Source organism: Bradyrhizobium sp. SZCCHNR1051, assembly GCF_032489615.1.
Taxonomy (GTDB): Bacteria; Pseudomonadota; Alphaproteobacteria; order Rhizobiales; family Xanthobacteraceae; genus Bradyrhizobium.
The window spans coordinates 210,968-237,800 of record NZ_JAUEYJ010000008.1 but is presented as its reverse complement, the minus strand read 5'-3'; the positions used below and the strand labels follow the sequence as shown (position 1 = coordinate 237,800).

Annotated in this window: 29 protein-coding genes; 11 read left to right on the top strand and 18 right to left on the bottom strand. The window is 65.3% G+C overall.

The genetic code is table 11. The features are described from left to right. Positions 1–114 precede the first annotated feature (114 nt). Complete coding sequence (locus QW868_RS12445; RefSeq protein WP_315739121.1) at positions 115–387, bottom strand: Kazal-type serine protease inhibitor domain-containing protein; 273 nt, start codon at positions 385–387, stop codon at positions 115–117. A gap of 160 nt (positions 388–547) precedes the next feature. Then, complete coding sequence (locus tag QW868_RS12440) at positions 548–1,225, bottom strand: alpha/beta hydrolase (protein ID WP_315812657.1); 678 nt, start codon at positions 1,223–1,225, stop codon at positions 548–550. A gap of 233 nt (positions 1,226–1,458) precedes the next feature. Between QW868_RS12440 and QW868_RS12435 the strand changes: the two genes are divergently transcribed. Next, entirely contained in the window at positions 1,459–3,114 is a 1,656-nt protein-coding gene (locus QW868_RS12435; protein WP_315738752.1) for a fumarate hydratase, read from the top strand. A gap of 420 nt (positions 3,115–3,534) precedes the next feature. Next, positions 3,535–4,215: a DUF429 domain-containing protein gene (locus QW868_RS12430; RefSeq protein WP_316230674.1), complete on the top strand. Its 681-nt coding sequence runs from the start codon at positions 3,535–3,537 to the stop codon at positions 4,213–4,215. Positions 4,216–4,345: 130 nt separating this feature from the next. On the opposite strand, the gene QW868_RS12425 is transcribed toward QW868_RS12430, so the two are convergent. From QW868_RS12425 to QW868_RS12405, 5 genes are all read right to left on the bottom strand, one after another. Continuing rightward, positions 4,346–4,864: a hypothetical protein gene (locus QW868_RS12425; protein WP_316230673.1), complete on the bottom strand. Its 519-nt coding sequence runs from the start codon at positions 4,862–4,864 to the stop codon at positions 4,346–4,348. A gap of 1,382 nt (positions 4,865–6,246) precedes the next feature. Beyond that, the gene (locus tag QW868_RS12420; RefSeq protein WP_315739925.1) at positions 6,247–6,543 is read right to left on the bottom strand and encodes a hypothetical protein; all 297 of its coding nucleotides are present in this window, start codon (positions 6,541–6,543) and stop codon (positions 6,247–6,249) included. A gap of 112 nt (positions 6,544–6,655) precedes the next feature. Beyond that, positions 6,656–7,207 carry a septation protein IspZ gene (locus QW868_RS12415; RefSeq protein ID WP_315739924.1) on the bottom strand — a complete coding sequence of 184 codons (552 nt, stop codon included), beginning with the start codon at positions 7,205–7,207 and terminating at the stop codon, positions 6,656–6,658. A 25-nt stretch (positions 7,208–7,232) separates the two neighbouring features. Then, on the bottom strand, positions 7,233–7,817 hold the full coding sequence (locus QW868_RS12410) for a hypothetical protein (protein ID WP_315777516.1): 585 nt from the start codon (positions 7,815–7,817) through the stop codon (positions 7,233–7,235). A 116-nt stretch (positions 7,818–7,933) separates the two neighbouring features. Next, positions 7,934–9,361, bottom strand: coding sequence for a carotenoid oxygenase family protein (locus tag QW868_RS12405; protein WP_316230672.1), 1,428 nt, complete (start codon positions 9,359–9,361; stop codon positions 7,934–7,936). Between the two features lie 109 nt (positions 9,362–9,470). Between QW868_RS12405 and QW868_RS12400 the strand changes: the two genes are divergently transcribed. After that, on the top strand, positions 9,471–10,205 hold the full coding sequence (locus QW868_RS12400; RefSeq protein WP_316230671.1) for a TetR/AcrR family transcriptional regulator: 735 nt from the start codon (positions 9,471–9,473) through the stop codon (positions 10,203–10,205). A gap of 139 nt (positions 10,206–10,344) precedes the next feature. After that, positions 10,345–11,001 carry an SET domain-containing protein gene (locus QW868_RS12395; RefSeq protein ID WP_315786756.1) on the top strand — a complete coding sequence of 219 codons (657 nt, stop codon included), beginning with the start codon at positions 10,345–10,347 and terminating at the stop codon, positions 10,999–11,001. Between the two features lie 26 nt (positions 11,002–11,027). Here the strand turns inward: QW868_RS12395 and QW868_RS12390 are convergent, their stop codons facing one another. The 3 genes from QW868_RS12390 to QW868_RS12380 form a co-directional block, all read right to left on the bottom strand. Next, positions 11,028–11,645 carry a class I SAM-dependent methyltransferase gene (locus QW868_RS12390; protein ID WP_316230670.1) on the bottom strand — a complete coding sequence of 206 codons (618 nt, stop codon included), beginning with the start codon at positions 11,643–11,645 and terminating at the stop codon, positions 11,028–11,030. A 126-nt stretch (positions 11,646–11,771) separates the two neighbouring features. Beyond that, positions 11,772–12,170 carry a hypothetical protein gene (locus QW868_RS12385; protein ID WP_315739918.1) on the bottom strand — a complete coding sequence of 133 codons (399 nt, stop codon included), beginning with the start codon at positions 12,168–12,170 and terminating at the stop codon, positions 11,772–11,774. 32 nt (positions 12,171–12,202) lie between these two features. Then, positions 12,203–12,427 (bottom strand): hypothetical protein, encoded by a 225-nt coding sequence (locus tag QW868_RS12380; RefSeq protein WP_315739917.1) that lies wholly within the window; start codon positions 12,425–12,427, stop codon positions 12,203–12,205. A gap of 100 nt (positions 12,428–12,527) precedes the next feature. Between QW868_RS12380 and QW868_RS12375 the strand changes: the two genes are divergently transcribed. After that, positions 12,528–13,346 carry a helix-turn-helix transcriptional regulator gene (locus QW868_RS12375; protein ID WP_316179152.1) on the top strand — a complete coding sequence of 273 codons (819 nt, stop codon included), beginning with the start codon at positions 12,528–12,530 and terminating at the stop codon, positions 13,344–13,346. A gap of 67 nt (positions 13,347–13,413) precedes the next feature. Next, entirely contained in the window at positions 13,414–14,079 is a 666-nt protein-coding gene (locus QW868_RS12370) for a DsbA family oxidoreductase (RefSeq protein ID WP_315770492.1), read from the top strand. Here QW868_RS12370 and QW868_RS12365 read toward each other — a convergent pair. The 3 genes from QW868_RS12365 to QW868_RS12355 all read right to left on the bottom strand — a co-directional run bounded on the left by QW868_RS12365 (position 14,057) and on the right by QW868_RS12355 (position 17,100). After that, on the bottom strand, positions 14,057–15,292 hold the full coding sequence (locus tag QW868_RS12365; protein ID WP_410051292.1) for a GNAT family N-acetyltransferase: 1,236 nt from the start codon (positions 15,290–15,292) through the stop codon (positions 14,057–14,059). The two genes, QW868_RS12370 and QW868_RS12365, sit on opposite strands and share 23 nt — an antisense overlap. Positions 15,293–15,429: 137 nt before the next feature. Next, on the bottom strand, positions 15,430–16,476 hold the full coding sequence (locus QW868_RS12360) for an HD-GYP domain-containing protein (RefSeq protein WP_316230669.1): 1,047 nt from the start codon (positions 16,474–16,476) through the stop codon (positions 15,430–15,432). 213 nt (positions 16,477–16,689) lie between these two features. Next, positions 16,690–17,100, bottom strand: coding sequence for a hypothetical protein (locus QW868_RS12355; RefSeq protein WP_316230668.1), 411 nt, complete (start codon positions 17,098–17,100; stop codon positions 16,690–16,692). A gap of 212 nt (positions 17,101–17,312) precedes the next feature. Between QW868_RS12355 and QW868_RS12350 the strand changes: the two genes are divergently transcribed. Continuing rightward, positions 17,313–18,821 carry a caspase family protein gene (locus tag QW868_RS12350; RefSeq protein ID WP_316230667.1) on the top strand — a complete coding sequence of 503 codons (1,509 nt, stop codon included), beginning with the start codon at positions 17,313–17,315 and terminating at the stop codon, positions 18,819–18,821. A gap of 275 nt (positions 18,822–19,096) precedes the next feature. Beyond that, positions 19,097–21,070: a pyrroloquinoline quinone-dependent dehydrogenase gene (locus QW868_RS12345; protein WP_316230689.1), complete on the top strand. Its 1,974-nt coding sequence runs from the start codon at positions 19,097–19,099 to the stop codon at positions 21,068–21,070. Between the two features lie 15 nt (positions 21,071–21,085). On the opposite strand, the gene QW868_RS12340 is transcribed toward QW868_RS12345, so the two are convergent. Both QW868_RS12340 and QW868_RS12335 read right to left on the bottom strand, forming a co-directional pair. Continuing rightward, the gene (locus QW868_RS12340; RefSeq protein ID WP_315716061.1) at positions 21,086–21,337 is read right to left on the bottom strand and encodes a PilZ domain-containing protein; all 252 of its coding nucleotides are present in this window, start codon (positions 21,335–21,337) and stop codon (positions 21,086–21,088) included. Between the two features lie 163 nt (positions 21,338–21,500). Beyond that, positions 21,501–21,959, bottom strand: coding sequence for a PaaI family thioesterase (locus tag QW868_RS12335; protein WP_316230666.1), 459 nt, complete (start codon positions 21,957–21,959; stop codon positions 21,501–21,503). A 260-nt stretch (positions 21,960–22,219) separates the two neighbouring features. On the opposite strand from QW868_RS12335, the gene QW868_RS12330 reads away from it, so the two are divergent. Both QW868_RS12330 and QW868_RS12325 read left to right on the top strand, forming a co-directional pair. Then, positions 22,220–22,516: a hypothetical protein gene (locus tag QW868_RS12330; protein WP_315739911.1), complete on the top strand. Its 297-nt coding sequence runs from the start codon at positions 22,220–22,222 to the stop codon at positions 22,514–22,516. 121 nt (positions 22,517–22,637) lie between these two features. After that, positions 22,638–22,886 carry a hypothetical protein gene (locus tag QW868_RS12325; RefSeq protein WP_316230665.1) on the top strand — a complete coding sequence of 83 codons (249 nt, stop codon included), beginning with the start codon at positions 22,638–22,640 and terminating at the stop codon, positions 22,884–22,886. An 18-nt stretch (positions 22,887–22,904) separates the two neighbouring features. On the opposite strand, the gene QW868_RS12320 is transcribed toward QW868_RS12325, so the two are convergent. From QW868_RS12320 to QW868_RS12310, 3 genes are all read right to left on the bottom strand, one after another. After that, positions 22,905–23,042 (bottom strand): hypothetical protein, encoded by a 138-nt coding sequence (locus tag QW868_RS12320; protein ID WP_315739909.1) that lies wholly within the window; start codon positions 23,040–23,042, stop codon positions 22,905–22,907. A 182-nt stretch (positions 23,043–23,224) separates the two neighbouring features. Next, positions 23,225–23,464 (bottom strand): DUF6894 family protein, encoded by a 240-nt coding sequence (locus QW868_RS12315; RefSeq protein ID WP_012045383.1) that lies wholly within the window; start codon positions 23,462–23,464, stop codon positions 23,225–23,227. A gap of 1,355 nt (positions 23,465–24,819) precedes the next feature. After that, a complete protein-coding gene (locus QW868_RS12310; RefSeq protein WP_316230688.1) occupies positions 24,820–25,113 on the bottom strand; it encodes a hypothetical protein in 294 nt (97 codons plus the stop codon). Positions 25,114–25,674: 561 nt separating this feature from the next. Here QW868_RS12310 and recA point away from each other — a divergent pair. Beyond that, positions 25,675–26,763, top strand: a complete 1,089-nt coding sequence (recA, locus tag QW868_RS12305) for a recombinase RecA (RefSeq protein ID WP_315739908.1) — start codon at positions 25,675–25,677, stop codon at positions 26,761–26,763. Positions 26,764–26,833: the final 70 nt, after the last annotated feature.

Genomic DNA, 26,833 nt, shown 5'->3' with positions numbered 1-26,833 from the left:
CCCGGCGCGAGGAGATCACGCAAGCGCCGATGCTCCGCCTCCGCACAAGATCATCGTGCGTGTGACACGAGTCGGGAGACGCAGTCAGATGTCGGCGAAAGCGGCGCGATCGGTCTATTGGAATAAGCAGCGGCCCTGACGCATCAGCTCTACGCCGGCGGCCAGGCGTTGACAGTCGCTATTATAGGTTTGGTAATTGCAGCCGCAGACCGGCCTGTAGATGCGAGGGCAGGCCCGCGGCTTCACCCGGCAAACGCCCCTTAGGACGAACCCCTGGCCACAATGGTCGACCGGGAGGTCGCAGAACAGGCCGAAATTGCAGGTGTTGCCGTTAAGGCCGCCGCACAAATAACCTGGACCGACCGCACCGGCGCTGCCGGGGAGCATGGTCGCGAGGCTTAGGGCGAAAGTGATTGCAAAGAACAGACCCTTTTTCATGATACCTCAGGCGCAAATGGATGGATCAACAGCTTTAGGTTTAGCAGGGTGCTGCCCTGGTTCAATTCATTTCGCCGTTCGCTCGTGACGGCGTCGAACCGCGGCGGCTTCACGCCGAGGCGATCTGCCGGGCTGTCTCGATCAGCACCTCGAACGTTTCATCAGGCGCCAAGTTCACCACGTCGTGGGCGCAGGCGACGGTGCGCACGGTCCAGGCGGGATCACTGCGCAGACGCTCGTACTGCGCCGTAAACGGTGTCGCGCTCCATCCGGTCGCGTAGACGAAGACGCGCGGCAGCTCGGGATGAGGGCGCGTCAGACGAAGCCGCTGCACGAAAGTGCCGAGCGGATGCGGCCGGCACCGGGGATCGACACCGTCGCGCGGCAGCACCGTGAGCCCGTCATGTCCGGCCTGCGCGATCACCAGCCGTCGATAGTCGTCCCCGGCAAGGTCCCACCAGGCCTGACCATCGTCCGGCGCGAACGCATCCAGGTAGATCAGCGCGGCAAGCCGCTCCGGCGCGCGATCCGCGACTCCCGAGGCCACCATGCCGCCATAGCTGTGCGCGCAGAGAATGACACCTGAGAGATCTTTGACCGCCAACAACTCCAGCACGTCAGCGATATGCGTCTCGAGGTTGATGTGCGCGCCCGGGGCAGGCGTCTCCTCGAGCCCGCTCAGGGTGATCGCATGGGCTGCATGACCGGCCTGGCAGAGACGCGCCGCGAGCGGGGCATACCACCAGCCGCCGCGCCAGCCGCCGGGAATGAGGACAAAAGTCGCCATGTTGATCCTCCGCGATGTGATGTCGAATCGTGTCTCGATCAGCTCTCGCCTTGCAGGCTATCAGCCTTGTCAAGCCCCCCGCCTGGGCTCGCTGGACCCCCCCGCTGCGGACCAGCCGCATGGGCGCCATCCGCAGTCCGGCAGCTTTCTTTTCCCCAAAAAGGGCTTAGAACGGCTCTATCGCCGGGTGCCTCGGACAGGCGTTTTCCGGCCCTTCAACCCACGAGTCTTCCATGAACGCGCCCACCGCTTTCCCCGACCAGTCCAAGCCCGTCCCGCCCTACAAGCACACGCCGCTGTTTCCGCTCGGGCCGGACACCACGCCCTACAAGAAGATCACGGCCGAGGGCGTGCGGGTCGAGAAGGTCTTGGGCCGCGACATGCTGGTGGTGTCGCGCGACGCGTTGCGGACGCTGTCCGAGGCCGCGTTCGGCGAGATCAACCACTTCCTGCGCCCCGGCCATCTGAAGCAGCTGCGCAGCATCCTGGAGGATCCGGAGGCCAGCCCGAACGACAAGTTCGTCGCGCTCGACTTCCTGAAGAATGCCAACATCTCCGCCGGCGGCGTGCTGCCGATGTGCCAGGATACTGGCACCGCGATCATCATGGGCAAGAAGGGCTGCAACGTCATCACCGATGGTGACGACGAGGCGGCGCTGAGCCAAGGCGCGCGCGACGCATACTTGCGCCGGAACCTGCGCTACTCGCAGGTCGCGCCGCTGTCGATGTATGAAGAGAAGAACACCGCCAACAACATGCCGGCGCAGACCGAGATCTACGCCGAGGGCGAGGACGCCTACAAGTTCATGTTCATGGCCAAGGGCGGCGGCTCGGCCAACAAGAGTTTCCTGTTCCAGGCGACGCCCTCGGTGCTGACCAAGGACCGGCTGCTGGCGTTCCTGAAGGAGAAGATCCTGACGCTCGGCACCGCGGCATGCCCGCCCTATCACCTCGCCATCGTGATCGGCGGCACCTCGGCTGAATTGTGCATGAAGACGGTGAAGCTCGCCTCCGCCCGTTATCTCGACGCGCTGCCGACGCAGGGCTCCCCGGACGGCAACGCCTTCCGCGATCTCGAGATGGAGCAGGAAATCCACAAGATGACGCAGTCGCTCGGCGTCGGCGCGCAGTTCGGCGGCAAGTATTTCTGCCATGACGTCCGCGTCATCCGCATGCCGCGTCACGGCGCGAGCTTGCCGATCGGTCTCGGCGTGTCCTGCTCGGCCGACCGCCAGGTGCTCGGCAAGATCACCAAGGACGGCGTCTATCTCGAGGAGCTCGAGCATCATCCGGCGCAGTATTTGCCGGAGGTCGAGCAGGCGCTCGGCGGCGAGGTCGTCAAGATCGACCTCAACCAGCCGATGAAGGACATCCTCGCCACTCTGTCGAAGAACCCGATCAAGACGCGGTTGTCCCTGACCGGCACCATGATCGTGGCGCGCGATGCCGCCCATGCCAAGCTGCGCGAGCGCCTCGACCGTGGCGAGCCGCTGCCGGACTACTTCAAGAACCATCCGGTGTATTACGCCGGTCCGGCCAAGACTCCGGACGGCTACGCCTCCGGCGCGTTCGGCCCGACCACCGCGGGCCGCATGGATTCCTTCGTTGACCAGTTCCAGGCGGCCGGCGGCTCGATGGTGATGGTCGCCAAGGGCAACCGCGCGCCGGCGGTGCGCGAGGCCTGCAAGAAGCACGGCGGCTTCTATCTCGGCTCGATCGGCGGCGCGGCGGCGAACCTCGCCGAGCACTGCATCAAGAAGGTCGAGGTCGTCGAATATCCCGAGCTGGGCATGGAAGCCATCTGGCGCATCGAGGTCGTCGACTTCCCCGCCTTCATCATCATCGACGACAAGGGCAACGACTTCTTCAAGGAGCTGAACCTCGGCTGAGGTGAGGCGGGCGTGATGTTTGTTGCGGCGGCCGGGAGCGATCCCGGCCGTTGGTGTATGGGGGAGGCCCATCTCGCCTGAGTGCGTAGCGTGGCAACCGAATTCGTACGCCGACGGTGCGCTCCCCTCCCCCTTGCGGGGAGGGGTTGGGGGGTGGGGGTCCACGAGTCGCGCTCTATCTGATGGGCGAGGAAACGCAGCGAGATGCGACCTCGCTCTCTCGATAGTTTGGTGGTTGATGTGTATGCGCGCCCATAGCGTTCAGCGCCCGGAGACCCCCACCCCCGACCCCTCCCCGCAAGGGGGAGGGGAGCTCACTGCTGTTGTGGGGCCAGCTCGGCTCCGACTGCCGTGGGGCTCAGCGTGCGTTCGTGGCAAGAGGAGCACGATGCTGAACGAAGCAACTGGTAGTCTGATGTAATGCACGCCAACCGCATCATCGGTCTCGACGGCTTCTCCCGCGGCTGGGTCGCGGTGTCGATTGCAGGCGACCGGCGCGACATCGCCTTTCCCGCCGACGTTTCGATGGCACTATCGGCTCCTTTTGCCCGCGCCGCGATCGACATCCCCATCGGCATGACCGACGACGGCAACAGAACCTGCGACAAGCTCGCGCGCGACAAACTCGCGCCGCATCGCTCGCGCGTGTTCACCGGCGCGCGGCGCTGGCTGTGGGAGAACTACAAGGACCCAGATGAGGCCAATATCGAGGCCTCACGGCGCGGGCAGAAGCGCGCCTCGCGCCAGCTCTGGCATCTCGGCCGCAAGATCATGGAGATTGACTCCTTCGTGCGCGCGCATCTCGATCGCGATATTCGCGAGGTGCATCCCGAGCTAGTGTTCCTGCGCCTCCACGGCGCGCCGTTGCCGTCGAAGAAGACGGAACATGGCGCCAGGCTGCGGCGCGACGTGTTAGTTTCTGCAGGCTTCGCCGCCATCGACGACTGGATGACCCGCGCCCGCATCGGCACCGGTGCCAAGCCCGACGACGTCCTCGACGCCTGCGCGGTCGCGCTGGGCGCTCGCGACTGCGCGGGCTGCGTACCGGAAGAAGCTGCACCGCGCGACGCGCATGGCGTGCCGATGCAGATCTGGTTTTGAGGTGCGGCCCGGCCAAGTTTGTCCCACATCTGCTTCAGCGCGGAGGGCTGGCGTACATGGGGTAAGCGATCAACGGACGGGTTTCCGCTTATCCCTGCATAGGGCTAGGCCGTCGAGTTTCGAGATGCTGCTAGCGGAAATCGCGTGCGTTGAGCGGGTGCTTGTGGTTGGGCACCGGGCCGAATTCGCTGCGTGGTGCAAGAGGGAGCGTCTTTGTTGAGCACTGAACCATGTTCGTGCTGAGATTCAGGTCGCAGTCGTCATAATCCAACGTCACCCGCCGCTTGCAGCTGTTCTTCAGGCTGTACCAGTTGACCCCAGGAGCTTTCGGCCACGCCTTCTCTACCACGCACTGGCTTGGATCTGATTGTGGGGCCGAACTGACTGTCCGCGGCGGTCGAACTACGCTTGATGGTGGCTCGGCAACGGGCTCGGTAATGGGAGTTGCTGCCGGATTCGGCTGCGTTCTGTCCACGCCGAGAATGTCAGCGGTCACATTCTTCGCTGCAGAGCCAAGATCCCGGGAACGAGCGTTTGCCGGTACCGCTCCGATGCGGACAGCGGTGGCGGCCCCGCCATTCGTGGACATGGACTTTCCGTCCGGCTCGAGCGTGTAGTTCCATGTCCCCGCGCTGTTCGTATAGGTCAATACGTTTCCCGAGCAGGTCCACGTACCCTGGACACAAGCCGGGTGTTCGCTGCACAATGCTCTGCCGTCAGGGAGTAGCGTACCTCTGTTGCCACTGCCTGAGTGTCGCCAGTCACCGATAAACTTGGCTGCGCAACTCGATTGCGGAGCGGCCTCTGCCGCGGCGGTACCGGAAAGTAGTACCGAAAGAAGTAAGAAATATCTCATTGTAGTTCCAATGAAGCAGGTTGGACTATAATTACCCAATTCCTAGCTCGAATGTGAGTTAGGTGATCCAATCAGATTCCGATCGCGACCGCAACGATGACCGCTTGAGCCATTGCGGCAGCCGTAGCGATGGATATAGGAAGTCCCCGCCTCACGGTTGATGGCTTCGATGCCTGCCAGGGGGCGAAATACAAACAAGTGCGCGCACTGTCCCGCTGGCCGGACCTCAATGAGGGGGGCGCGGCTTCCCTGACGGGCCATAGGCCAATGTTCGATCCGATTCCAAGGGGAAGGTTCTAAAAAAAATAAATCGCTTGTGATTTTTCCGAAATCGTGATTTTATCTCGCCATCCCGCCTCACTGCGGAGGGGCGTTGCGCGCGATCGTCACGACACGCGAGGCGGGGAGGCGATGGCCGCGATGGAGCCGCAGCGTGTCTTCGGATACGCGGACGAACGGCTTGGCGCGGACGCGAAGTCGCAGCGTGCCGACACCCCGATGCTGGTGTCCAGCGCAATGCGCGCAAGCGCGTTGTCGCGACATGGTGGCCAACAAGCCCGGTGCACCAGGCAGACTGCGTATAAGCGTGAAGACCGTCGCGCAGGGAAGGCCGGGTGTTCTCGGCTGCACCTGTGGTACCTGCCGCCTGCATTTTGTTAGCAGGCGGGCCGCAGGCGTCAGCCGACGCCTGGCCTTCCCTGCGCCCTCTGCATTTGAAGAGGGGCATGTCGATGCATCACCCGGGCGTCATGCGCCGCGGGAATGCGAGCGCTTGTCCATGCTGTTTGAAATGTGAAGCGGATGAAACACCGTGAGCGGAAGAAACTCGGTGTCGTCCCGGGCAAGCCGCGATCGCGCAACAGCGCGGTCGTGGCGCCGACCCGGGACCCATACGCCGCGGCAGATGTGGTGTGCGACCAGCCAACTACGATCCTGCCTCAAACTGCGCCCTGTGGTTATGGGTCCCCGCTTTCGCGGGGACGACAGCGGTGCTTGTTGAGCCGGCAGTTGCCTCGCGGCAAGCGTAGGGTGGGCAAAGCGTCCGCCCGCGGGGCGGGGTGCGTGCCCACCGTCGATTGGCGCACTGCGGAGCTAATGGTGGGCACGGCGCGCGTGGGGCCGCCACGAAGCGGCGGCCGGCGTGGCGTGCCTTTGCCCACCCTTCAGAACGGTGATCAGGCCCGCGCGCCGGTGAACGGGAAGCTGCCCATGAAGCCGATGCCCATCTCGCCGGAGATGGTGTCGCCGGCGACCTTGCCCTTGAAGTCGAGCGTCAGCGGCATCGGGCTGGTGATGGAGACCTTCCAGGCGACGTCGTCGCCGTTGACGGTGCCGTCGAAGATCTCGGCGGAATCGCCCTCCGCGGCCTGGGTCCCCGTCAGCGTCGCGCCCGAGCTCTTCACGCTCAGCGTCGCGCTGCGCTCGCCCATCGGCGTATTCAAGGTCAGATTCCAGTTGCCGTCCACAGCCATCGATCGTTCTCCTGGCGTTGCCATCCCGCACCCCGAAGCACTGTTCGAGGAAGCCTCGGGGCGCCCCTATAGCGCATCTTTGCTGATAAGCCCAATACGGCGATCGGTTGCGTCACGCGCGCGCGGCCCGCAAGCGGTTGGCGACCACGAAGCGGAAGGCGACGAACTGCAGTGCAAAAGCCGCGACCTTGGCGCCGCCCGCGACCACGGTGATGTAGAGCACCCACAGCTTGATGTCGCCGGTCATGGCGACCGCGATGGTGCCGAGACCAAGCGCGAACATCAGCGCCGCCCAGGCGAAGCCGGCGACGTTGACGTATTCCGGAATGGTCTCCGCCACGATCGGCGGAACGTAGCGCAGCATCCAGCCGCGCTTGAGCATGATGAGGCCGATGGCGAAATGGCCGATCGCAGGCTTGGCGAACATGAAGCGCGGGTCGTTGGTCAGCAGCGTGACGCCGCCGAGCACGATGACGAGGCCGACGCTGGCATAGGCCATGAAGCTGAGGCTCACACCCCTGACGCGGGCGTAGACCACCTGGACCACCGCGACGGCGACCGCGGCGGCCGTGGCCAGCACGACGTTATCGGTAGCGATATACAGGATGAAGAAGACCGCAGCCGACAGGAAGTCGGCCGTCAGTTTGGCAAACACGTCCTTCACGCACGTCTCCCTGGGGCACACCCCGTCACGAATCCTGGCCGGACATTGCGGCCGCAGTCGGTGCGGCGATGTCTTTCGTCTTACGATACTCAGGATACCAGCGCGTGAAATAAAGTGCACTGTTGCGTGCGGCAAAGGCGATGGCGAGGCCGGTCCAATAGGGCAGGCCGGGGACGTAGAGCGTCATCAGGTTGCCGACCATCATCAGCAGCGCCGACAGCGTCCAGGCGCCGGTGATGACGTAATTGGCGCGCAGAAAGCCGGGAATCGCCACGGTTTCCGGCGGGACCGCCTCGAGCGCATATTGCAGCGTGAACGGAGTGCGCAGCAGCATCGAGCCGAGCGACAGCGCGAAAATGCCGCAGTCGACCGCCAGGCGCACCGCCGAGGCGCTCAGCGTCGGGTCGATGAGGCTGAGGTAGGCGGCTACGCTTGCGAACACGATCGCCGAGCCCAGGCCGAGGATCTTGATCGAACGTCCCTTGGCGACGTCGAGCGCAATCACGGCCAGGCACATCACCGTGGCTACGGCGAGGCTGAGCGTGGCCGAGACCACCATCATCAGCGCCGCGTAGACGCCGTAGGGCGCAAGGATAAGGAAGATCGTCATAGCGTTGGTCTGGCCAATCTTTACACTGCCAAGATTGATAGGGCGCGGACGGCGCCGCGTCAAGCAAATCTTGACAGTGTCAAAATTTCGTGAAATCGCGAATTAATCCAGGCTGATCAATGGTTTGTATTTTCGCTGCCGACCCAATTGCCGTGGAAGCCATCGGGCACGCGGTGTCCGAGATGCACCAGGGCGACGGGACCGCCGCCGATATCGGTGGCGTTGAAGACGGCGAGGTCGCTGGTGTTGGAGCCGGCGCGCCAGACCACGGTCAGCAGCCAGCCGTCGCCCTCGGCGGCATCGAGGCTGCGCGGCACGAACACCGGCTCGGACAGGGTGTCGCCTGCGGGCAGCAGGTGGGTCGCCTGGCGCGTGCCGGCGCCGTCGACATGGGCGAGCCCGGAGAGCGCGCCGAACAGCGGGCCATCCGGATTGGCGCAGGCGTACCAGCCGTGACGGCTCTTGAGCCCGGCGCGGCGGTCGTCGATGCGGGGGAATTCGCCGGTGAGGTCGTCGAGATAGGTTTGCGTGAAGCGGTCGGTGCTTCCGGCGAGGTCGAAGCTCCAGCGGCACAGCCGCGCGACCGACTTTGCCGGATCGGTCGGGCGCCCGTCGGGATGCGGAAACAGCGGCGCTTCCTCGAACTGCATGACGTCGGCGACGATGCGGCCGCCGTCCTCCCAGGCGTTCATGATGTGGAAGACGTAGCAGGCGTCACCGCGAAACCAGACGATGTCCTTGATGTCGCCGCTGCGCTTCATCACACCGACATAGGCGCCCTTGTCGGGCTCCCAGGCATAAGGCGGCTTGCCGGACATTGCGCGCTCGATGCTGCCGGTGAGCGGCAGGATTGGAAACAGCACGTGGTTGGCCGTGACGATGAAGTCGTGCACCATGCTGGCATAGGGCGCCTCGAAACGATCGATGCGCGTCAGTTTGCCGGCCGCATCGACCGTGCCGTAAGACAGCGCCGGCGTCAGCGGACCGGCGGCGTTGTAGCCGAAGAACAGCAATTCGCCGGTGACCGGATCGGTCTTCGGATGCGCGGTGAAGGCGCCGCGCAGGCGGCCGCCGAAATCGTGGTAGCCGCGGGTGGCGAGCGTGCCCGGCTCGATCTCGGTCGGCAGATGCGCCTCTTCGAGCGCGAGCAGGCGGCCGGCATGGGCGATGATGTTGGTGTTGGCGACGCCGCCATCAGTGACGTCGGCGGGCGCGTCCGCCAGCCGGCGGCCGAAGCCGCCGAACAGGGCGTGGCCGGCCTTGCGCTCGGCCTCGAATTTCGGCGTGCGGATCCAGCGGTTGCGATAGGACGCGCGGCCGTTCTCGAGATGGAAGGCGTGCAGCATGCCGTCGCCGACGAACCAGTGCGAGCCGGGCGAAGCGAATTGCGGGTTGGGGCCATTGCGATAGAGCGTGCCGTTCAGCTCACGCGGCAGCTCGCCGGTAATTGCGAGGAACGGCGCGTCGCATTCGAACGGGATCGGCGCGAGATTGCTGCGCTCCTTCCGAGTCTGCCGGGCGGTCGTCGGCGTAGCTTCGCTCATGGTCGTTCCTCCACTTTATCTTTACGTTGTAAAGATAAAGCTAGCGGGCGAACATGGCGGGGTCAAGCCAAATCTTTACGCTGTCAAAATTGCTTGTATAAGGAGGCTCATGACGAGCAAGATTGAAAAAGTCCGGGCGCAGCCTCGACGCATCGCGACATCGGCGGCACGGGCGCGGGTGCGGCGGGCGGCCGGCACTGCGGGCGAGGCGGCGACGCCCTATCATCACGGCGCGCTGCGTGATGCGCTGCTGGAGGCGGCCGAGCGCGTGCTGGAGCGCGACGGGCTCGCCGGACTCACCTTGCGCGCAGTGGCGCGCGAGGCCGGCGTGTCGCATGCGGCGCCGACGCATCATTTCAAGGATCTCACCGGCCTCGTCAGCGAGCTCGCCGCGATCGGCTTCACGCGCTTCAACGCCGCGATGAAGGCGGCGGGCGAGCAGCCGGGCACGCCGATCGAGCGCGCGATGGCGCGCGCCCGCGCCTATGTCGCCTATGCGCAGGCCAATCCCGGCATGTACGGGCTGATGTTCCGCACCGAGCGGCTCGACTATTCGCGGCCGTCGCTGCACGAGGCGGCCGAGGCCTCGTTCGCCGGGCTGGCGGGCTCGGTGGCCGCACGCAGCGAAGGCCAGGTCGGCAACGAGGAGCTGTCGCTCGATCAGGCCGCCGCGATCGCGCGCGCCTGGTCGCTGGTGCACGGCTACACGATGCTGCTGCTCGACGGCCGTCTCGCCGACATCCTGCGCCGCTCGCCTGCTGGCACCAACGCCGAATCGCTGCTCGAGGCGATGCTGAAGGCCACCGTGCCGAGGCTGCCGCCTGGCGCGCAAGTCGCGGGATGAGGACCAGGAATGCAAGAGAAAGCGGCTTGCGGCCCGCGCAAACTGGGGACGGCTCGAAACGGCGGCCGGAAACACCTGACAGCGTCGCCAAATTATCCTAGAACGACGGCCTCGCGAGGTTCATCTCTTCTCATCGATCATGCCTGTCATCCCGCCGACCAAACCCTATCGCATCGGCCGCTCCAAGACGGGGCTCGGCCTGTTCGCAACCCAGCCGATCAAGAAGGGCACCAAGATCGTCCGCTATTTCGGTCCGCTGCTGGATTCGAAGAAGGCGGACGAGGACGCGATCGAGAACAAATATCTGTTCGAGCTCGACAAGCGCTGGACCATCGACGGCTCGGTCCGTGAGAACGTCGCCCGCTATATCAATCATTCCTGCAAGCCGAACGCCGAGTCCGACGTCAAGCCGCGCAAGAAGAAGATCTTCATCCGGGCCATCAAGAACATCGAGCCGGGCGAGGAGATCAACTACGACTACGGCACCGACTACTTCAAAGCCTATCTGAAGCCGATCGGCTGCAAATGCGACGCCTGCGAGAAGAAGCGGGCGAAGCAGAAGGCCGAGGCGCGCGCCGAGCGGACGCGGGTGAAGGCGAAGGCCGAGAAGAAGGCGAAGAAAAAGGTCGAGAAGCCCGTCAAGGACAAGGCCAAGCAGCGGCCCAAGGCCAGAGCCAAATCGGGCGGCGAGGCTGCTCGCGGCAAGGCCAAGACCCGGCGCCCGGCTGCCGGCAATCGCGGTAAGACCAGATCCACCCCGGCGAAGACCCTGACCAGCCGCGCCAAGGCGGCCTGAGCCGATCAGCTCGTTTCCGGGATCTCTCAGGACGGCTTGCCGAAGGCCAGCGTCGTCCAGGTGACGCCGGCAACCCGGTTCTCCGCGCCGAGCGACTCGCCATGCCGGTTGAGCTGGAGCGTCAACCCGAGCTGCCGCGCCGGCTCAACGATCGCCTCGGCCGCGATCTCGAACATCCGGCGGCCCGGCGGCACCGGACCATGCCGCACCGTCATGATCAGCATTCCGCCGGGAGCAATCCGCGCCGCGATGTTGGGAAGCGCGCGTCGCCGCTGCTCCTCATCGAGATGCATCAGGACGGCGGTCAGCATGACGAGGTCGAACTGCTCATCACGAGCGGCCAGTGTGGCGAGCTCCGGAAGGCTGTCGTCGATCCAGGTGATCGCAGGCGAGGCATGCAGCCGCATGGCGCCGACGCGCAGCGCATCGGTCGGCTCGACAGCAACCACCTGATGTCCGAGGCCTGCCAACCACGCGGCGTCGCGCCCCGTGCCCGCTCCAATGTCGAGCACGCGTGCGGGCGTATTCGGCAGCAGATGAAGCACGGCGGCATGAACCTGTTCCGACGGGATGCTTTCGTACCGCACGAAGAGACCGTCGGCTTCGGCGGCGTAGCCTTCCGTTCCGCTCACCTGCGGCTGCATCGCTGCGATCTCCTGTCGGTCGCCGATTATGCCGAAGGTGCATTCGCCGCGCATGCCCAAATATCGGTTGGGGCGGGAGCGCCGGCCCGCGCGAGCACGATGGCCGGCGCTCATCACCGATCGGCGTCACGCCGTTACGGTGCCGGAACTGCGGCGCAAGCCGATATATTGCAGCTCGGCGAAGACGCCGGTGCCCACCGCCTGGGCCGCGACGAAGATTTCGCCGGGCACGTTCGGTGTGACGAGGCCGGAGAACAGCAGCGCGATGCTGCCGACCGTCCATGCCGCATTGCCGGCGATGACCAGAAGGATCAGCGGCCTTGGCGCCATCGGCCGCGCGCCCAGCCAGCCGACGAAGGCCGCGTAGACGATCAGGAACAGACCGGTCTCGCGCAGCAGCGCGTCGGGCAGTTGCAGCAGCGCCGCCAGCGGCGAGGCGCCGAATGTGAGCGCGAGCCCGGCAATGCCGCTGAAGGCGGCATCGGCGAGCAGGGCGCGGCGGAGCAGGGCGGACGAGGTGATCATGTCGGGTCTCCTTTGGTTTGGGGGAGGGCGGTTCAGCGGAACCAGGCCAGGAGCTGACGGCGCAGGCGCGCCGGGCGCAGCGAGCGTGCTGCCCTTGTCTCGATGGCATAGACCTGCGCGAAGACGAGGCTGCCCGTGACGTGCAGCAGCGGCTCCGGCAGGTTGAGCGAGCGCGCCAGCAGCGATGTCGCGAGACCCGCCAGCCAGTGGCCGACTGCGGTGAAGGGAAAGGTCTCGGGATTGCGCTGCCTGCTCATCGTCATCTCCTGTGGTGAGGACGATGACCTGCGCCGGGAGGCATTTCGATTACCTGGCAGGTCATGGAGGCGCTGACGTCAGCGTGATAGGTCTTGGCCCATGAATGCACAGCTTGCTTCGGCGCGCGCCGACCGCGCCAGACCCGTTCATGTCGGTGAGCACCTGCGGCAATGGCGGCAGCGCCGGCATCTCAGCCAGCTCGATCTCGCGCTCGATGCCGAGATATCGGCGCGCCATCTGAGCTTCGTGGAAACCGGCCGCGCCGCGCCGTCGCGCGACATGGTCCTCAAACTCGCGGAGCGACTGGACGTGCCCTTGCGCGAACGCAACGTGTTGCTCGTGGCGGCCGGCTACGCGCCCGCCTTCCAGCAGCGCCCGCTGGATGATCCGGCGCTCAAGCCCGCGCGCGAGGCGATGAACCTCGTGCTCAAGGCCCATGAGCCCAACCCTGCGCTCGCGATCGACCGGCACTGGAACCTGGTCGCGGCGAACCGGATGATCGCGCCGCTGCTGACAGGCGTCCCACCGCGGCTGCTTGCGCCGCCGCTCAACGTGCTGCGCGTGGCGCTGCATCCGGAGGGGCTCGCAGCGCGGACGGTGAATCTCGCCGAATGGTCCGGACATCTGCTCGAGCGGCTGCACCGGCAATGCGAGGCGACGGCGGATGCCGATTTGCTGAAGCTTTATCAGGAGCTGAAGTCCTATCCGTTCCCGGCGCGATCGGCGCCGCTCGCGGCCGACAGCGTCGCGATCCCGCTGCGGCTGCGGGTCGGGATCGACGTGCTGAGCTTCTTCTCGACGACGATGGTGTTCGGCACGCCGGTCGACATCACGTTGTCGGAGCTGGCGCTGGAGACCTTCTTTCCGGCCGATGAGCTCACGGCCATCAGGCTGAAGGAGATGGTTACCTCGCCGTGACCGCGCTTGTCTCGGCGATGCAGAGGCTTATCTTGCGCGGATCGCAAGCGAACCTGGAGCGAGGCGCATGAGCACCTTGAAGCCGCTGATCATTGATGTCGTCTCCGACGTCGTCTGTCCCTGGTGCTACATCGGCAAGAAGCGCATCGAGGATGCGCTGGAGCTCGTGCCGGACGTCCCGGTCGAGGTGAATTTCCGGCCGTTCTTCCTCAATCCCTGGGTGCCGCGCGAGGGCATCAGCCGCGAGCAGTACCTGACGACCAAGTTCGGATCGGTCGAGGCCTACAAGGGCATCGCGGGCCGCGTGGTGGCGGCCGCGGAGCAGGAGGGGCTGAGCTATCATCCCGATCGTGTTGCCCGTCAGCCCAACACGATCGATTGTCATCGCCTGATCCGCTGGGCGGGCGAGATCGGCAGGGCGCCCGAGATGAAGCAGCGGCTGATGGAATTGTATTTCCGCGACGGCGGCGATCTCACCGATATCGATGTGCTGGTGCAGGCCGCAGCGGATTGCGGGCTCGATGCCCAGGTGGTCCGCAAGATGCTGGCGACCGACGAGGATGTGGCGCTGGTCTCTGCCCAGGCGCAGGAGGCCGCGGAGAAGGGCATCTCCGGAGTTCCGACCTACGTCTTCGCGCAGAAATACGCCGTCTCCGGTGCGCAGGATCCGCAGATGCTGGCCCGTGCCATCCGGCAGGTGTCGGCGGAGGTCAACGCCGAGGCGGCTGAGTAGTCGGCCGGCGCTTTCGGATGGCGCGGATCGCGTGCACGGCGCGACGTGCGATGGCCAGGCCTTCGCGTCGTGCCGTCAACGCAGCGTGGATCAGCTCGACGATCGGATCGCGCGCGTAGAGCGGGATCAGCACGTCACCGATGGCGAGGCGCTCGCGCCAGATCGGGTTGATCATGGGATGGTCGGGACCGGCAGTGGAATCGGCGGCGTTGATCTTCGGATCCGCGCAAAGGTGCCGTGTCAGGTCGAGCGTCAGCTGGACACCGGGCGAGTATTTCGCGAAGCGCTCGTCGACGCCGAGCTTGAAGAAGAAGGCGCGGTCCTGATGGCGCAACACGACGCCCGCGGCGACGGTGGTGTCGCCCGCCCGGAGGCTGATGATCTCGCAGGCCTCGTGCTGCGCAAGCGCCGGTACCGCGCGTCGGATGAACGCCGCGTCGCCGTCGTGCTGGATCAGCGCAGTGCCGCGGCGTCCCTTCCAGCCGCTCGCCTCCAGGACCAGAAACGTCTCCAGCGCAGCGGAGACGTCGCCGGGGGAGCGCGCGACCTCGAAGCGAACCGCGCCATGTTCGGCCAGCCGATGACGCAGGCGGCGCAACTCCTTCAGCTTCTTGGCGCCGAGCGCGTCATGCAGCACTTGGTCGGCGTCCCCGGTCGCATCGAGAAAGGCTCTTTCATAGCAATGCAGCATGCGCGGGCGCAGGCCGCTGCGACGAAGGGCCGCGTCGAAAGCCTGCATCACGGAGCCTGCCAGCGACATGTCGCGCAGCAGCACGGCGCGAGCGCCTGTTCGTCGCGCTCCGTCGAGCATCTGCGCCGCAGCCGGCTCCGCGCTCCCTGCGTCGAGCAGCGGCGTGCACAAAGTGCCGTAGGGATGGCCACTGGCGAGCGCGGGCAGTGGAAGCCTGCAGGCATGCCATAGGGAGGTCGTGGGCATCAGGCCGATGAGACGCGAGGGCTGATCGTCGTCCCATGCGCACAGCGCCGATGTTCCGGTGCGGCCGCGCGCGGTGGCGTTCACCGCGCGTTCCCATCCGGGCAGGTAATAGCCGTTCGGCTCGCGCGCACGCTCCGCGAGATCCTGCCATGCCTGCGGTGAAACGGTCTCGAGCGGCACCAGGTGGGCGGCGCGCACGCACGCGAGCGGATCGGCCTGGTGGTTCCTTGCCGTCGATGAAGCAGTCGCAATCGCGCGATCGATGATCTCGGCCACGTCCCGATGGTCCCCTCGCGGCGCGGACAACCCGCACCGCGGGCGACACTAGCGCAAAGCTGACAAGAGACACTTGACGTTGGCAGACAATTCGAATCGATGCGTTAACGGCCGGTTCAGCCTATCGCCGGCTGCGATCAGCGGATCAGCGCCACCTCGCGGAAGGCGCCGATCAGGGGCTTCTCGAGCTTGCCCTCCATCTCCTGGAGGATCTCATAGGCCTTCTCGCGCGTCATCACCGGCTTGTAGCTGCGATATTCGATCAGCGCAGAGAAGATGTCGGAGATGGTGAGGATGCGTGTCAGATCTGGAATGTTGTCGGCCATCAGCCCATCGGGATAGCCGCTGCCGTCGAGAAATTCGTGATGGTGGCGCACCGCCTTGAGCACTTCGTCGGTGATCGCTGCGTTGTCCTTCAGCGCTTCGTAGCCGGCCACGGGATGGGTTTCCACCAGCGTGCGTTCCTTGACGTCGAGCCGTCCCGGCTTGTCGAGAATGGTCAGCGGGATTTTGGCCTTGCCGATGTCGTGGAACATCGCGGCCATGTAGAGACGCTCCAGATCGGAACTGTGGACGCCGAGGCTCAAGCCGAAATCCACGGTGATGCCGGTCACGAGCAGGCAGTGTTGATAGGTGCCTTCGTGATGGCGGCGAACGGTGGCGAGCCAATCGGACAGACCGTTTTCTGCAATGCATTCGGCAATCCGCTTGCCGGCGCGCCGGGTCTCCTCGACGTCGATCGCTGCACCGCCCAGCACGGCTGCAAACATCGAGGCGATGCAGGACGCGCCGGCAAATGCGGCCTGTCGGCCGTCGACCGCGATGCTCTTGGCCGCAGAACCGGGGCGCACATCGAGCAGCTTTCCGAGCAACTGATTGCGGCTCGGCATGCTCGACAGCACGCTCGTCGCGCCGAGCGCATAGGCCTGGACCGTCGACAGACGGGATTTGTTGTTGGTCAGGAAGATCCGCCGCGGAATACGCGAGAGCCGGTCGGAGATCTCCTTCAATGCGGTGATGTTGTCGACGCGGCGCAGATCGGCGGCCACGACGATCGCGTCGATGTCTCCGCCTTTGAAGTCGGCGTCACCGATCAGTTCAGATGTGAGCGAGCAGCGCTCGGCCAGCATGCCGCGAAGCAGAGCGAGCTTGGCCGTGTCATCGCCGACGAGGTGAACGTTCATGGAAAGCCAGGTCCAGGGTCATTCCGCGCCTTTTGCGAACCAGATGTTCCGCAGGAATCGTTAAATTTGAGCCATTCGTTCGCTGTGCGGTTGCGGAATTGCGTTAGCTAAGAACTAACAATCCGCAACCGATGCGGTAGCCCGTTCCAGCACGCCAACTGGCGTGGCGAGTTCCAGTCGACGTGGCGGATCCAGATCGCCTTCGGGTCAAAATCACTTCGTCGGCAGGACGGCTTTGTAATCTTCAGAAACACAGCCGTCGGCGGACGCCGCGCGTCGCCGGTCGATGATCTCGTTGTGCCTGATCGTGAGCCGATAGGTCTGGCGCCGGAGCGTGGCGCCGCTCACCGAGATGATTCCGGCCCGCACGCAGGCGGTCCATGTATCGCCGGCATCGGTCTGTCGGGCGGATGTGGCCTCGAGATCGCGCGGCAGCGTCGTTGCGACGAAGATCATGTCGAGATTCTTGCGCACCAGAAGTGCGACATCCGGCGCGGCTTCGGGTTGCGGCGGCGCGGGCGCCTTGGCGCGCATGAAGGCCGGCAGGCGCGCATTGCTGTCGGCGGCGCAGCCGGCCAGAAGCAGGGCCGAGAGCAGCCCCACCTGTGACGCAATCCGCCGCATGTCTCATCGCCCCCATTGCGGCGCGCACGCTAGCCAGCGATCGCGGCATTGCTACGGGGATCTCGTGCAGCAACGATGTCCGGCCGCGGGCGGCAAGGGCGCGAACGGCGCCGGCCGTGCGGCATCGTGCTCACCGGATTGTGCCCGTCGGGATGAACCGGGTCACGAACCGGCCCGACCAACAGGCACGCCATGAGCAGATTGGAGGTCCCATGTTTCGGCACGCTCTCAGGGCTGCATTGCTCGCCGGCGGCCTGTTTGCCGGCCTCACTCCCGCATTGGCCGAAACCAGCAGGCTGGCGCTGGTGATCGGGCAGTCGGCCTATCGTTCGGTGACGCCGCTGCCGAATCCCGCCAACGACGCCAAGGTCATGGCGCAGATGCTGGGGGAGGCGGGGTTCGAGGTGACGATGGCCGCCGATCTGTCGCAGCGGGACCTCAACAGGGAGGTGGGCGACTTTGCCGCCAAGATCGCGGCCAAGGGACCCGACACGGTCGCGCTGGTGTTCTATGCCGGCCACGGCCTGCAGATCGATGGCGAGAACTATCTCGTGCCCGTCGACGTCGATCCGCGACGTGAAGCCGACATTCCGCTGCAGGCCGTGCGTCTCAACGATCTCCTGAACACGCTGAATTCTGTGCCGAGCCGGATGCGCATCCTGCTGCTCGATGCCTGCCGCAACAATCCGTTTCCTGCCATCAGTCAGAACGCGGGCCGCGGCCTTGCGCTGGTGGACACCAAGACCGGAGCACCGGGCACGTTCCTGTCCTACTCGACCTCGCCTGGCGCAGAAGCCGAGGATGGCACCGGCGCCAACAGCCCCTACACCACGGCGCTGCTGCAGGCGGCGCGGGAACCGGGCCTTCCGATCGAGCAGGCGTTCAAGCGCGTGCGCGTCGCGGTGAACAAGGTCACCGAGGGTCGGCAGACGCCGTGGGATTCGTCGTCCTTGACGGAGGATTTTCGCTTCGTGGTGTCGGCGGATGCGGGCGCTGCCAATGCCGGCCCGCGGCCGGTCGTCGCCAAGCGCAGCGTCGACGAATGGAAGCGCAACCTGCAGGGCAAGCCGATCGAGGCCGCCAACGAAATCATCGTCGGCGACGGCAGCGTCGAGGCGTACGAGGCCTTCGTGGCGCTCTACACCGCGCCGCCCTATGGCCCGCAGGCGCGCGAATGGCTCGACCTCCACAACAGGATGGCAGCCTGGAACGAGGCGGTGCTGATCAATACGGTGGCGTCCTATCAGGGCTTTCTCGACCGCTATCCGAACAGCGACCTGACCGCGACCGCGCGCAAGCTGATCGAGCGCTTGCGCAACCGGCCTGTGGTGACGCCGGTGGTGGCGGCCGCCAACGCAGCGATCCCGGCCGCCGCTCCGGCAACCCCGCCGGTCGTGCCGGCCGTTGCCGCGGCTGGTCCCACCTGTCCATGCTCGCAGACGCCTCCGCCGGGCCGGAAGTCCGAGACGCAGAAGCGGGTCGAAGAGAAGCCGGCCCGAAAGCGCGACGAGGATCCGCCCAGGCGCGCCAGCCGCACACCCCGTCGCGACCCAGATGATGTCGTCGTCTATGCGCCGCCGCCTCCGCCGCGCGAGTATTATGGACCGCCGGTGCGCGTGGCGCCGCCGGTCAGTATCGGGATCGGCATCGGCGGTGGCTATGGCGGTGGTTATGGGCGGGCTCCGCAGAGCTATCCGACACGGCGTGGTTACGGCTACTGAAGCTCGCTGACCTCTGCGCATCGATGTGGCCGTCCGCAGGGGCGGCCACTGACGTTTGAGAGGTTCGTTCGGGTCATCCTCTCGGTTCCGCCATCCGTCATCGCCCACCACCACTCGTCCCGCGGATGCCGCCGCCCGTCCCATCCCGCTCGATCCGCCTGCGAAGGCTGCTTTCATGGCCCGGCTGCGTCGCCTCGGATGCAGTTTGCGGGAGGAAGAGGTCCATGTCATTGCGTCGAGCGGGTGTTTGCGCGGTCGTCATCTGGAGCCAACTGATGGTGGCGCCGGCCGTCTCCTGGCAGCACTGGGGCGGCGATGCCGGTGGGACGCGGTTCTCTCCGCTGGCGCAGATCACGCCTTCCAATGTCGATCGGCTCGTGCCTGCCTGGGACTATCACACCGGGGATCTGCAGAGCCGGCCGCCCGCGGCCGCCTTGCGGACCAAGTTCGAGGCGACGCCGATCCTGGTCGAGGACAGCCTGGTGTTCTGCACGCCGTTCAACGAGGTGGTGGCGCTCGATCCCGGCACCGGCGTTCAGCGCTGGCGTTTCGATCCCAAGGTCGGCAACGGACGGCGCCCGGCCAATCGCTATGCCTGCCGCGGCGTTGCCTATTGGGTGGACGAGCGGGCGCCGGCCGGCGCGGCGTGCCGCAGCAGGTTGTTCATGGGCACGGTCGATGCCCGCCTGATCGCCCTCGATGCCCGGACAGGGCAGCCCTGCGCCGGCTTCGGAGCGGACGGTGAAGTGCGGATCGACATCGCCAAGGACCTGCTGTGGCCGGGCGAATTCCAGATCACCTCGGCGCCGGTGGCGAGCAGGGGTGTCGTGGTGGTCGGCTCATCGATCGGCGACAATGTGCGGGTCGATGCGCCCGAAGGCACGGTCCACGGCTTCGATGCGCGCACCGGCGAGCTGCGCTGGCGTTTCGATCCGCTGATCCATGACGGCATCGCGGCGGGACATGCGAACGTCTGGGCGCCGATGTCGGTCGACGAGGTGCGCGGCCTCGTGTTCCTTCCGACATCCTCGCCCAGTCCGGATTTCTTTGGCGGTGCGCGTCCGGGTGACAACAGGCACGCCGATTCCGTGGTCGCTCTGCGGATCGAGAGCGGCGCACTGGCCTGGTCGTTTCAGACCACGCATCACGACGTCTGGGACTACGATCTGCCGGCGCAGCCGACCCTGGCGCGGATTGAGACCGGGCAGGGTGCACGTGACGTCGTGATGCAGCCGACCAAGCAGGGTTTCGTGTTCGTGCTCGACCGCGACACCGGCGCGCCGATCTGGCCGGTGGAGGAGCGCGCGGTGCCGCAGGGCGCCGTCGAAGGTGAGGTTCTGTCGCCGACGCAGCCGTTCCCGACCCATGTGCCGCCGCTGCTGAATCAGCACTTCGAAGTGGCAGAGGTCTTCAGGGCCGTGCCGCGCGTCGTCGATTCCTCCTGTGACGATCAGCTCGCGGCGTTGCGCAATGATGGTCTCTACACGCCACCGACGACCCGGGGCGCGTTGCTGTTTCCAATGACCGGAGGCGGCGTGAACTGGGGCGGCGTGGCGTTCGATCCCGTGCACCAGATCCTCTACGCCAATATCAGCCGCGCCATCCACATCGTCAGGCTGATCCCGCGCGCCGAAGCTGACCGGATGACGCCGCCGCGCGGTGTCGATTTCGGATTGCAGCGCGGGTCACCGTTCGCGGTGACGCGGGTGGTCGCCATGTCCAGGCTCGGCCTGTTGTGCAACCGGCCGCCATGGGGCGAAATGGTCGCGGTCGATCTCAAGGCCGGCAGGATCCTGTGGCGCTCGACGGTCGGCACCACCGAGGATCGCGCGCCGCTCGGGCTGGCGTTCAAGTGGGGCACGCCGCTCGTCAACGGCGTCGTGGTCATAGCCGGCGGCCTCGTCTTCACCGGCGCGATGGACGCCTATCTGCGCGCCTTCGACGCTGTCTCAGGTCAGGAGCTCTGGCAGGGCCGGTTGCCGGCGCCGGGCATCGCCAATCCGATGACCTATGAATGGAAGGGCGAGCAATTCGTGGTGATCGCATCGGGCGGCCATTCGGAGGCGGGCACATCGCTCGGCGACAGCGTCGTGGCGTTTCGGCTGGCGCGCGATGGCGAAAGGCCCTCGCTGTGGTCACGGACGATTGATCGTCCGGGCGGACGGTTCGCCGCCGGCGCCCTGCTCGCGGTCGGGGTGCTGGTCGGTCTGTTGGTGACGTTGTGGCGATGGCGCCTGCGGCGGGTCTAGCCCGCCGCGCCGCTATCAGTCGAATGCCACGCCGATCCGCTTGTCGTGGCTCCAGACTGCGTGGCAGCGCCGCGTGAACTTGTCGGCCGGGATCACCAGCGTGAAGGCTTCGGGCAGACCGACCGGGCTGACCACCTCGACCCTGGCGCCGGTGTCGGACATGTTGCGGACCATGCAATCGACCGCGCCGCCGCCGTCGAATGCCAGCCTGCCCTGCTTCAGCACCCGATGCCTCGGTGCAATGCGCTTGTCACTCGTCTCGCTCATGGCCTGTAACCCGGTGCCGAATGGCGTCACCTTTCGCGTCAAAAGCACCTAAAATAAATCAGTCTCGCGTTTCGATCAGATGAATCCGGCCTGCGAAGCCCGGGCCGTCGCCTTCATGTTTCGTTAACCCCCCCGCCGGGCCGCGGATCAGAGAGGCCGCAGATCAGAGCATCGCGAAGGCGCTCGACACCATGGCCACCGGCTTGCCATCGCTGGCGCTGGTCAGTGTGACCCGCCCGAAGCTCATGGTGCGGCCCATCCGCACCACGCGCGCATCCGCCAGCACGTCAGCGGAGGCAACGGCGCGCATGAAATGCGTGGTCTGGTCGACAGTGGTCATCGGCCGGTAGCCGCCGCTCGCGGTGACCATCCCGATCACCATCGCGGTATCGGCAAAAGCCATCAGCGCCTGGCCGCAGACGACGCCATTGTCGCGGCAGAGCCGCGGCGAGAACGGCATGCGCAGGATGGCGCCGGCTTCGCCCTGCGGAGACGGCGCGATGTCCTCGACGATCAAGCCAAGATCCTTGATCCAGGGCGCGAACACGTCATCGAGGATGCGCCTCGCGTCGTCGGTGGTGAAGTTCAGGGTCTCGTTCGGCACGCGCGGGGGTCCTTCCATGATCGTGTCATCGATTTGTCTTGGCATCGACTTGCCTCGCCGCGATCGGCGGAGCCGCCGGAATGTTGCCGCAGAGCGGCGGCTTGAAAAGGCCGGAGTTGGAAAACTATGATGAGGGCACACCGTGGAACAGACGGCAGGTGCGCGCAGACGATGCGGCCGTGAACATCTCGACCTGCGGGCCACCGTTCCGGCACAGTGCCGCGGGCTTGGCGCATGGCGAAGCGATGGTATAAGGCGCCTATACCGGGGAGTAACCAATGAAGAAGCTGATCGTGACGATGGCGGTCGCCGTGCTGGCCGGCTGGGCGGTTCCCGCAATGGCGCAGATGCCCAACATCAACCTTCTCGCCGACGGTCCCTCCAAGTCGCCCGAGGAGAAAGAGGCCGAAGCGGCGCGGGAGCAGGCCTACAAGGACACCATGCGCAAGATTCCGGACGCCAAGACGAGCGCCGATCCCTGGGGCAACGTCCGGGCGGCGGAGCAGCCCAAGGCGGCGCCTGCCATGAAGACCACCGCGGCCAAGAAGCCGAAGGCTGTCGGCAGCACCAACTGAGATTTATCGCGTTCGGGTCGGGCGGGCTCTGACCCTCCCGGGCCCGCTTGCCCGATTGCGGACTCGGATTCCTCGCGGCCCCGTCTATATTGACGGTGTGGCAGCGCGTTGGAGTTCGTCGATGGGGATGCGTCCTCGAGACATTGCCAGCCGGATGGCGGCCCGGCGCCAGAAGAAGAGCGCGGGCCCGGTTCGCGACGGCTACGTTCGTGACACGTTCACGCTGCCGCGCGAGCAAGCGCGCGCCAAGGCCCGCGATTATCTGACCCGCTATCCCAAGGCCGGCTACATGAGCGCCGTCGAAAGTTGGCGCGAGCTTCCCGATGGGGCCATCGAGTTCACGATGCGGCGGCTTCCCAGCGCCGATTGAATCATTCCGGCTAGCGCCTCATTCCTTCTCGCCGAGAAGCTTGCGCGTGTCGCGATTGATGAAATGAAGCCGCGTGCAGGCCTTGCAGACCACGGTTTCATAGGCGTACGCGGGATCGCCGGGCTTCGGCTCTTCCAGCCAATGCTGCACGTTCATCCCCGTTCGCGGACATTTGAAGATCAGATTACCCATACAAATTTAAATGTCTGCCAGGATGCAGACAGGCATTTTGATCTGGATCAAGCTCGGCTGGCGAAATGACGCGCAGTCACCTCGCCGGCCACAGGCTTCGGTTGTGGTTCTCGTCTGTGACGATCTACAAGAGGTGTGGCGAGCCGTCAGGCCTGATCCAGCGACTCGGCGACGATCCGGATGCGGAAGACCGGCTGCCGTGCCTCGTCGAGCAGCTCCATCTGCCATTCGGAGTTTTCGGCGAGCTTGCGCGAGATGCTGCTGGCCATGTCGGCACAGACGGTGGTCATCTCTTTCCAGGCTGCGTTGCGGTCGGCGCACTCGGTCCCATACTCGGACGCGCCTGAGAAGTGGCCGTTACGGATACGAAAGAAATAGAGCGGCATTGCAAAACCGGTGAGCCCTGACCGCCCCAGGCCGCTGGGTTTGATGTACGCATCGCAAATGGAAGCGCAAAACCCCCTCGGATCAATTCCGGTAAAATACGGTCGGTCGCGCTGTCCGCTCGGTTGAGCTGATTGCCGTTGGGGATGTGCGGCGCAATCGGGCGGATTGCGGGCCAACGAATGAGCCTCGGACCGCCGCGGTCCGAGGCTCGGCGTCAACGTCGTAGCTTCCCAGCGAGGGCAGTTCGGCAATGACGTAGTTAGATTAGTGCGAAACTTGTAGGCGTGCCTTGCGTCAGATCAAGGTTGCCATCTCGATCAATCGCCGTGGGACGCGCGCCTAGCTGTGATCGAAGATCCGTTCCGGCACGACTGTCAGTCGGTAGGCGATCTGCGTCGCGCCGTCGACCATTTCCAAGAGTTCATCGCAAGCCGGACAACGCCTCTCTCCCGCGGCGCCTTGCTGCGAGTGAAGCTCGATCCTTTGAAGGCCGGCCCTGCAGGACGGGCACGTCACGTCATCTCTTGTCATCGCCAATATGAAGCGCAACGCAAGCGATCCGTTCCTCGACATCACGACAATGACGGGGGGGATGCATCCCGAGCGGAGCTATCAACGTCGAAAGCCCCGGACGTCGTCCGGGGCTTTCTTTCGGCGCGGATGGTTTCAGGGCCGGGCGCCTACGGGTGACGGAGCCTGCAAATGTTGTAGCTGGCAGGCTGCAAGGGATCGGTCGACGGCACACCACGGGCGATACACCAAAGGCGATACACCACTGACAATGTGCGGCGACCATCATCGCAACGAACAAACAAATCCGGGGCTGATCAAAAATTTGCTCAGACGTACGACAACCATGATTCTATAACGCAACCCAAAGTTTATGACAATGGTTTGTGGCTTGAAGATGTCGTGAGCGCCGCGTGCTGCGTGATGCGGATCACGCCGGCTTCCATTCGGCCCACTCATTCGCCCGGTCATAGGGGGCTGCGCGAACGGCTCTCGTGGCTCCGTCTGGCATGGCACGAGACAGCGTCCTGGCGGGCGCCGTTTCATCTGTCGCTCGTCATATGGCGGCCGTCGAGCTGTTCGCGCGCCGGCCATTGCTCCGGTCGGAACGCAGGGTGCCATTCCGCCTCAGAAAGCCGCGGCAGATCCGCGGACGCTTCTGTTGCGGAACTTCTGGCTGGATACAGCTTGCGCGCGGCCGAGCATTGCATGCGCATCTGCATCGAAACCGTGCGCCTGCACGCACGATGAGCCGAACAAAAGCAGAAGAGGCGAGGGAACTTCGTTCCTGTCAGGAGAACCCCGGAATGTGCGATCTACGCACGCGTGTAGGAGTTTGGTAGTTTCAAGGGAAAGACCTGACGAGCACGATCGGTCCAACGATCGCGGCGTTGAAGTCGGCGAGGTCTTCGCTGGGAATCCAGTACTCGAGATGCTCGCGGCCGCCGGCCTCGCGCACCTCGTAGTTGTCGATGAAGCCTCGCAGGATCGCGAAGCGTAGCACATGGCCGCGGCCGCTCGCCGGCACGTTCCAGTCACGTGCGATCTTCACGGCATAGTCCTCGGTCAGCACCGGGTAGAAGATCGGCTGCTCAGGAAGGCGCGGCGGAAACGCACGCATGCCCAACGCCTCGATCAAGGCAAGCTCCTTTGGGCCAACGGGGCGCCACAACGTGAGGGTCTGTTCCTTGTTGGATCCGGTCATGCTGGTCCCGAAAATTGGAAGCGGTGTGCGAGGCTCATAGAGAAGGACCAGCAGGATGATGGGGCACGGCCGGGACGACACTAACAACTTATAATTGAGTTGATGTCTGCCGCAGGCGCGGTGGGCGAGGTTGGAGCGCTCGGACAGGCTGGTCATCATCCGCGCGATCGCCGGTCGGCGGCTGCGCCGCTCGCGCACATGGCTTCCGCCTCCAGCCGGATCAGGATCCTTTCGCGGTCGCCGTCATCCAGCACCCCGTACTTCGCTTCTGGGCGCGCTGATCGGGCAGCGCTCCCTCGCTGCTGCTCGGTGGACTGCGCGCCGGCCCTCGAGTGGCAGGCGTGTCCCCGCGGTTGTCAGGGGGGCTGAGAGCGATGATTGTTGAGAAGAACATATTGCGAACAAAGAACGGATGGAGTACATTCACCTCAAGATTGCTGGCCGACCTCGTTAACCGTTTGTCCATCTCGCGAATCCCCGCCATAAGGAGCGCCAATGTCCGCCACCGCCCTGCGTATCGTCGAAGGTTCCTCAATGGATAAGAGTAAGGCGCTCTCTGCTGCGCTGTCCCAGATCGAACGTCAGTTCGGCAAGGGTTCGGTGATGAAGCTGGGCAAGAACGACCGCTCGATGGATGTCGAGACGGTGTCGACCGGCTCGCTCGGGCTCGACATCGCGTTGGGGATCGGCGGGCTGCCAAAAGGGCGGGTGGTCGAGATCTACGGGCCGGAATCGTCGGGCAAGACCACCCTGGCGTTGCACACGGTGGCCGAGGCGCAGAAGAAGGGCGGCATCTGCGCCTTCATCGATGCCGAGCACGCGCTCGATCCGGTCTATGCGCGCAAGCTGGGCGTCAACATCGACGAGCTCCTGATCTCGCAGCCGGATACGGGTGAGCAGGCGCTGGAAATCTGCGACACGCTGGTGCGTTCGGGGGCGGTCGACGTGCTGGTCGTCGACTCCGTCGCGGCGCTGGTGCCCAAGGCCGAGCTCGAGGGTGAGATGGGCGAGTCGCTGCCCGGCCTGCAGGCCCGCCTGATGAGCCAGGCGCTGCGCAAGCTGACCGCTTCCATCAACAAATCCCACACCATGGTGATCTTCATCAACCAGATCCGCATGAAGATCGGTGTGATGTATGGCTCGCCGGAAACCACCACGGGCGGCAACGCGCTGAAGTTCTATGCCTCGGTGCGCCTCGACATCCGTCGCATCGGCGCGATCAAGGAGCGCGATGAGGTGATCGGCAACACCACCCGCGTCAAGGTGGTGAAGAACAAGCTGGCGCCGCCGTTCAAGCAGGTCGAGTTCGACATCATGTATGGCGAGGGCGTGTCCAAGATGGGCGAGATCCTCGATCTCGGCGTCAAGGCCGGCATCGTCGAGAAGTCCGGCGCCTGGTTCTCCTACGATAGCCAGCGTCTCGGGCAGGGACGCGAGAATTCGAAATCGTTCCTCAAGGCCAATCCGGACATGACTGCCAAGATCGAAGCCGCGATCCGCCAGAACTCCGGCCTGATCGCCGAGCAGATCCTGGCCGGCAATGCCGAGCGCGACGCCGACGGTGAGGAGCCGGCGGAAGAGTAGGGGTACGGCGGCGGCGGGCGCCGTGGACGTTGAGTTGCCGACGTTCCAGCGCCCGTTTGCAGATGTGTGG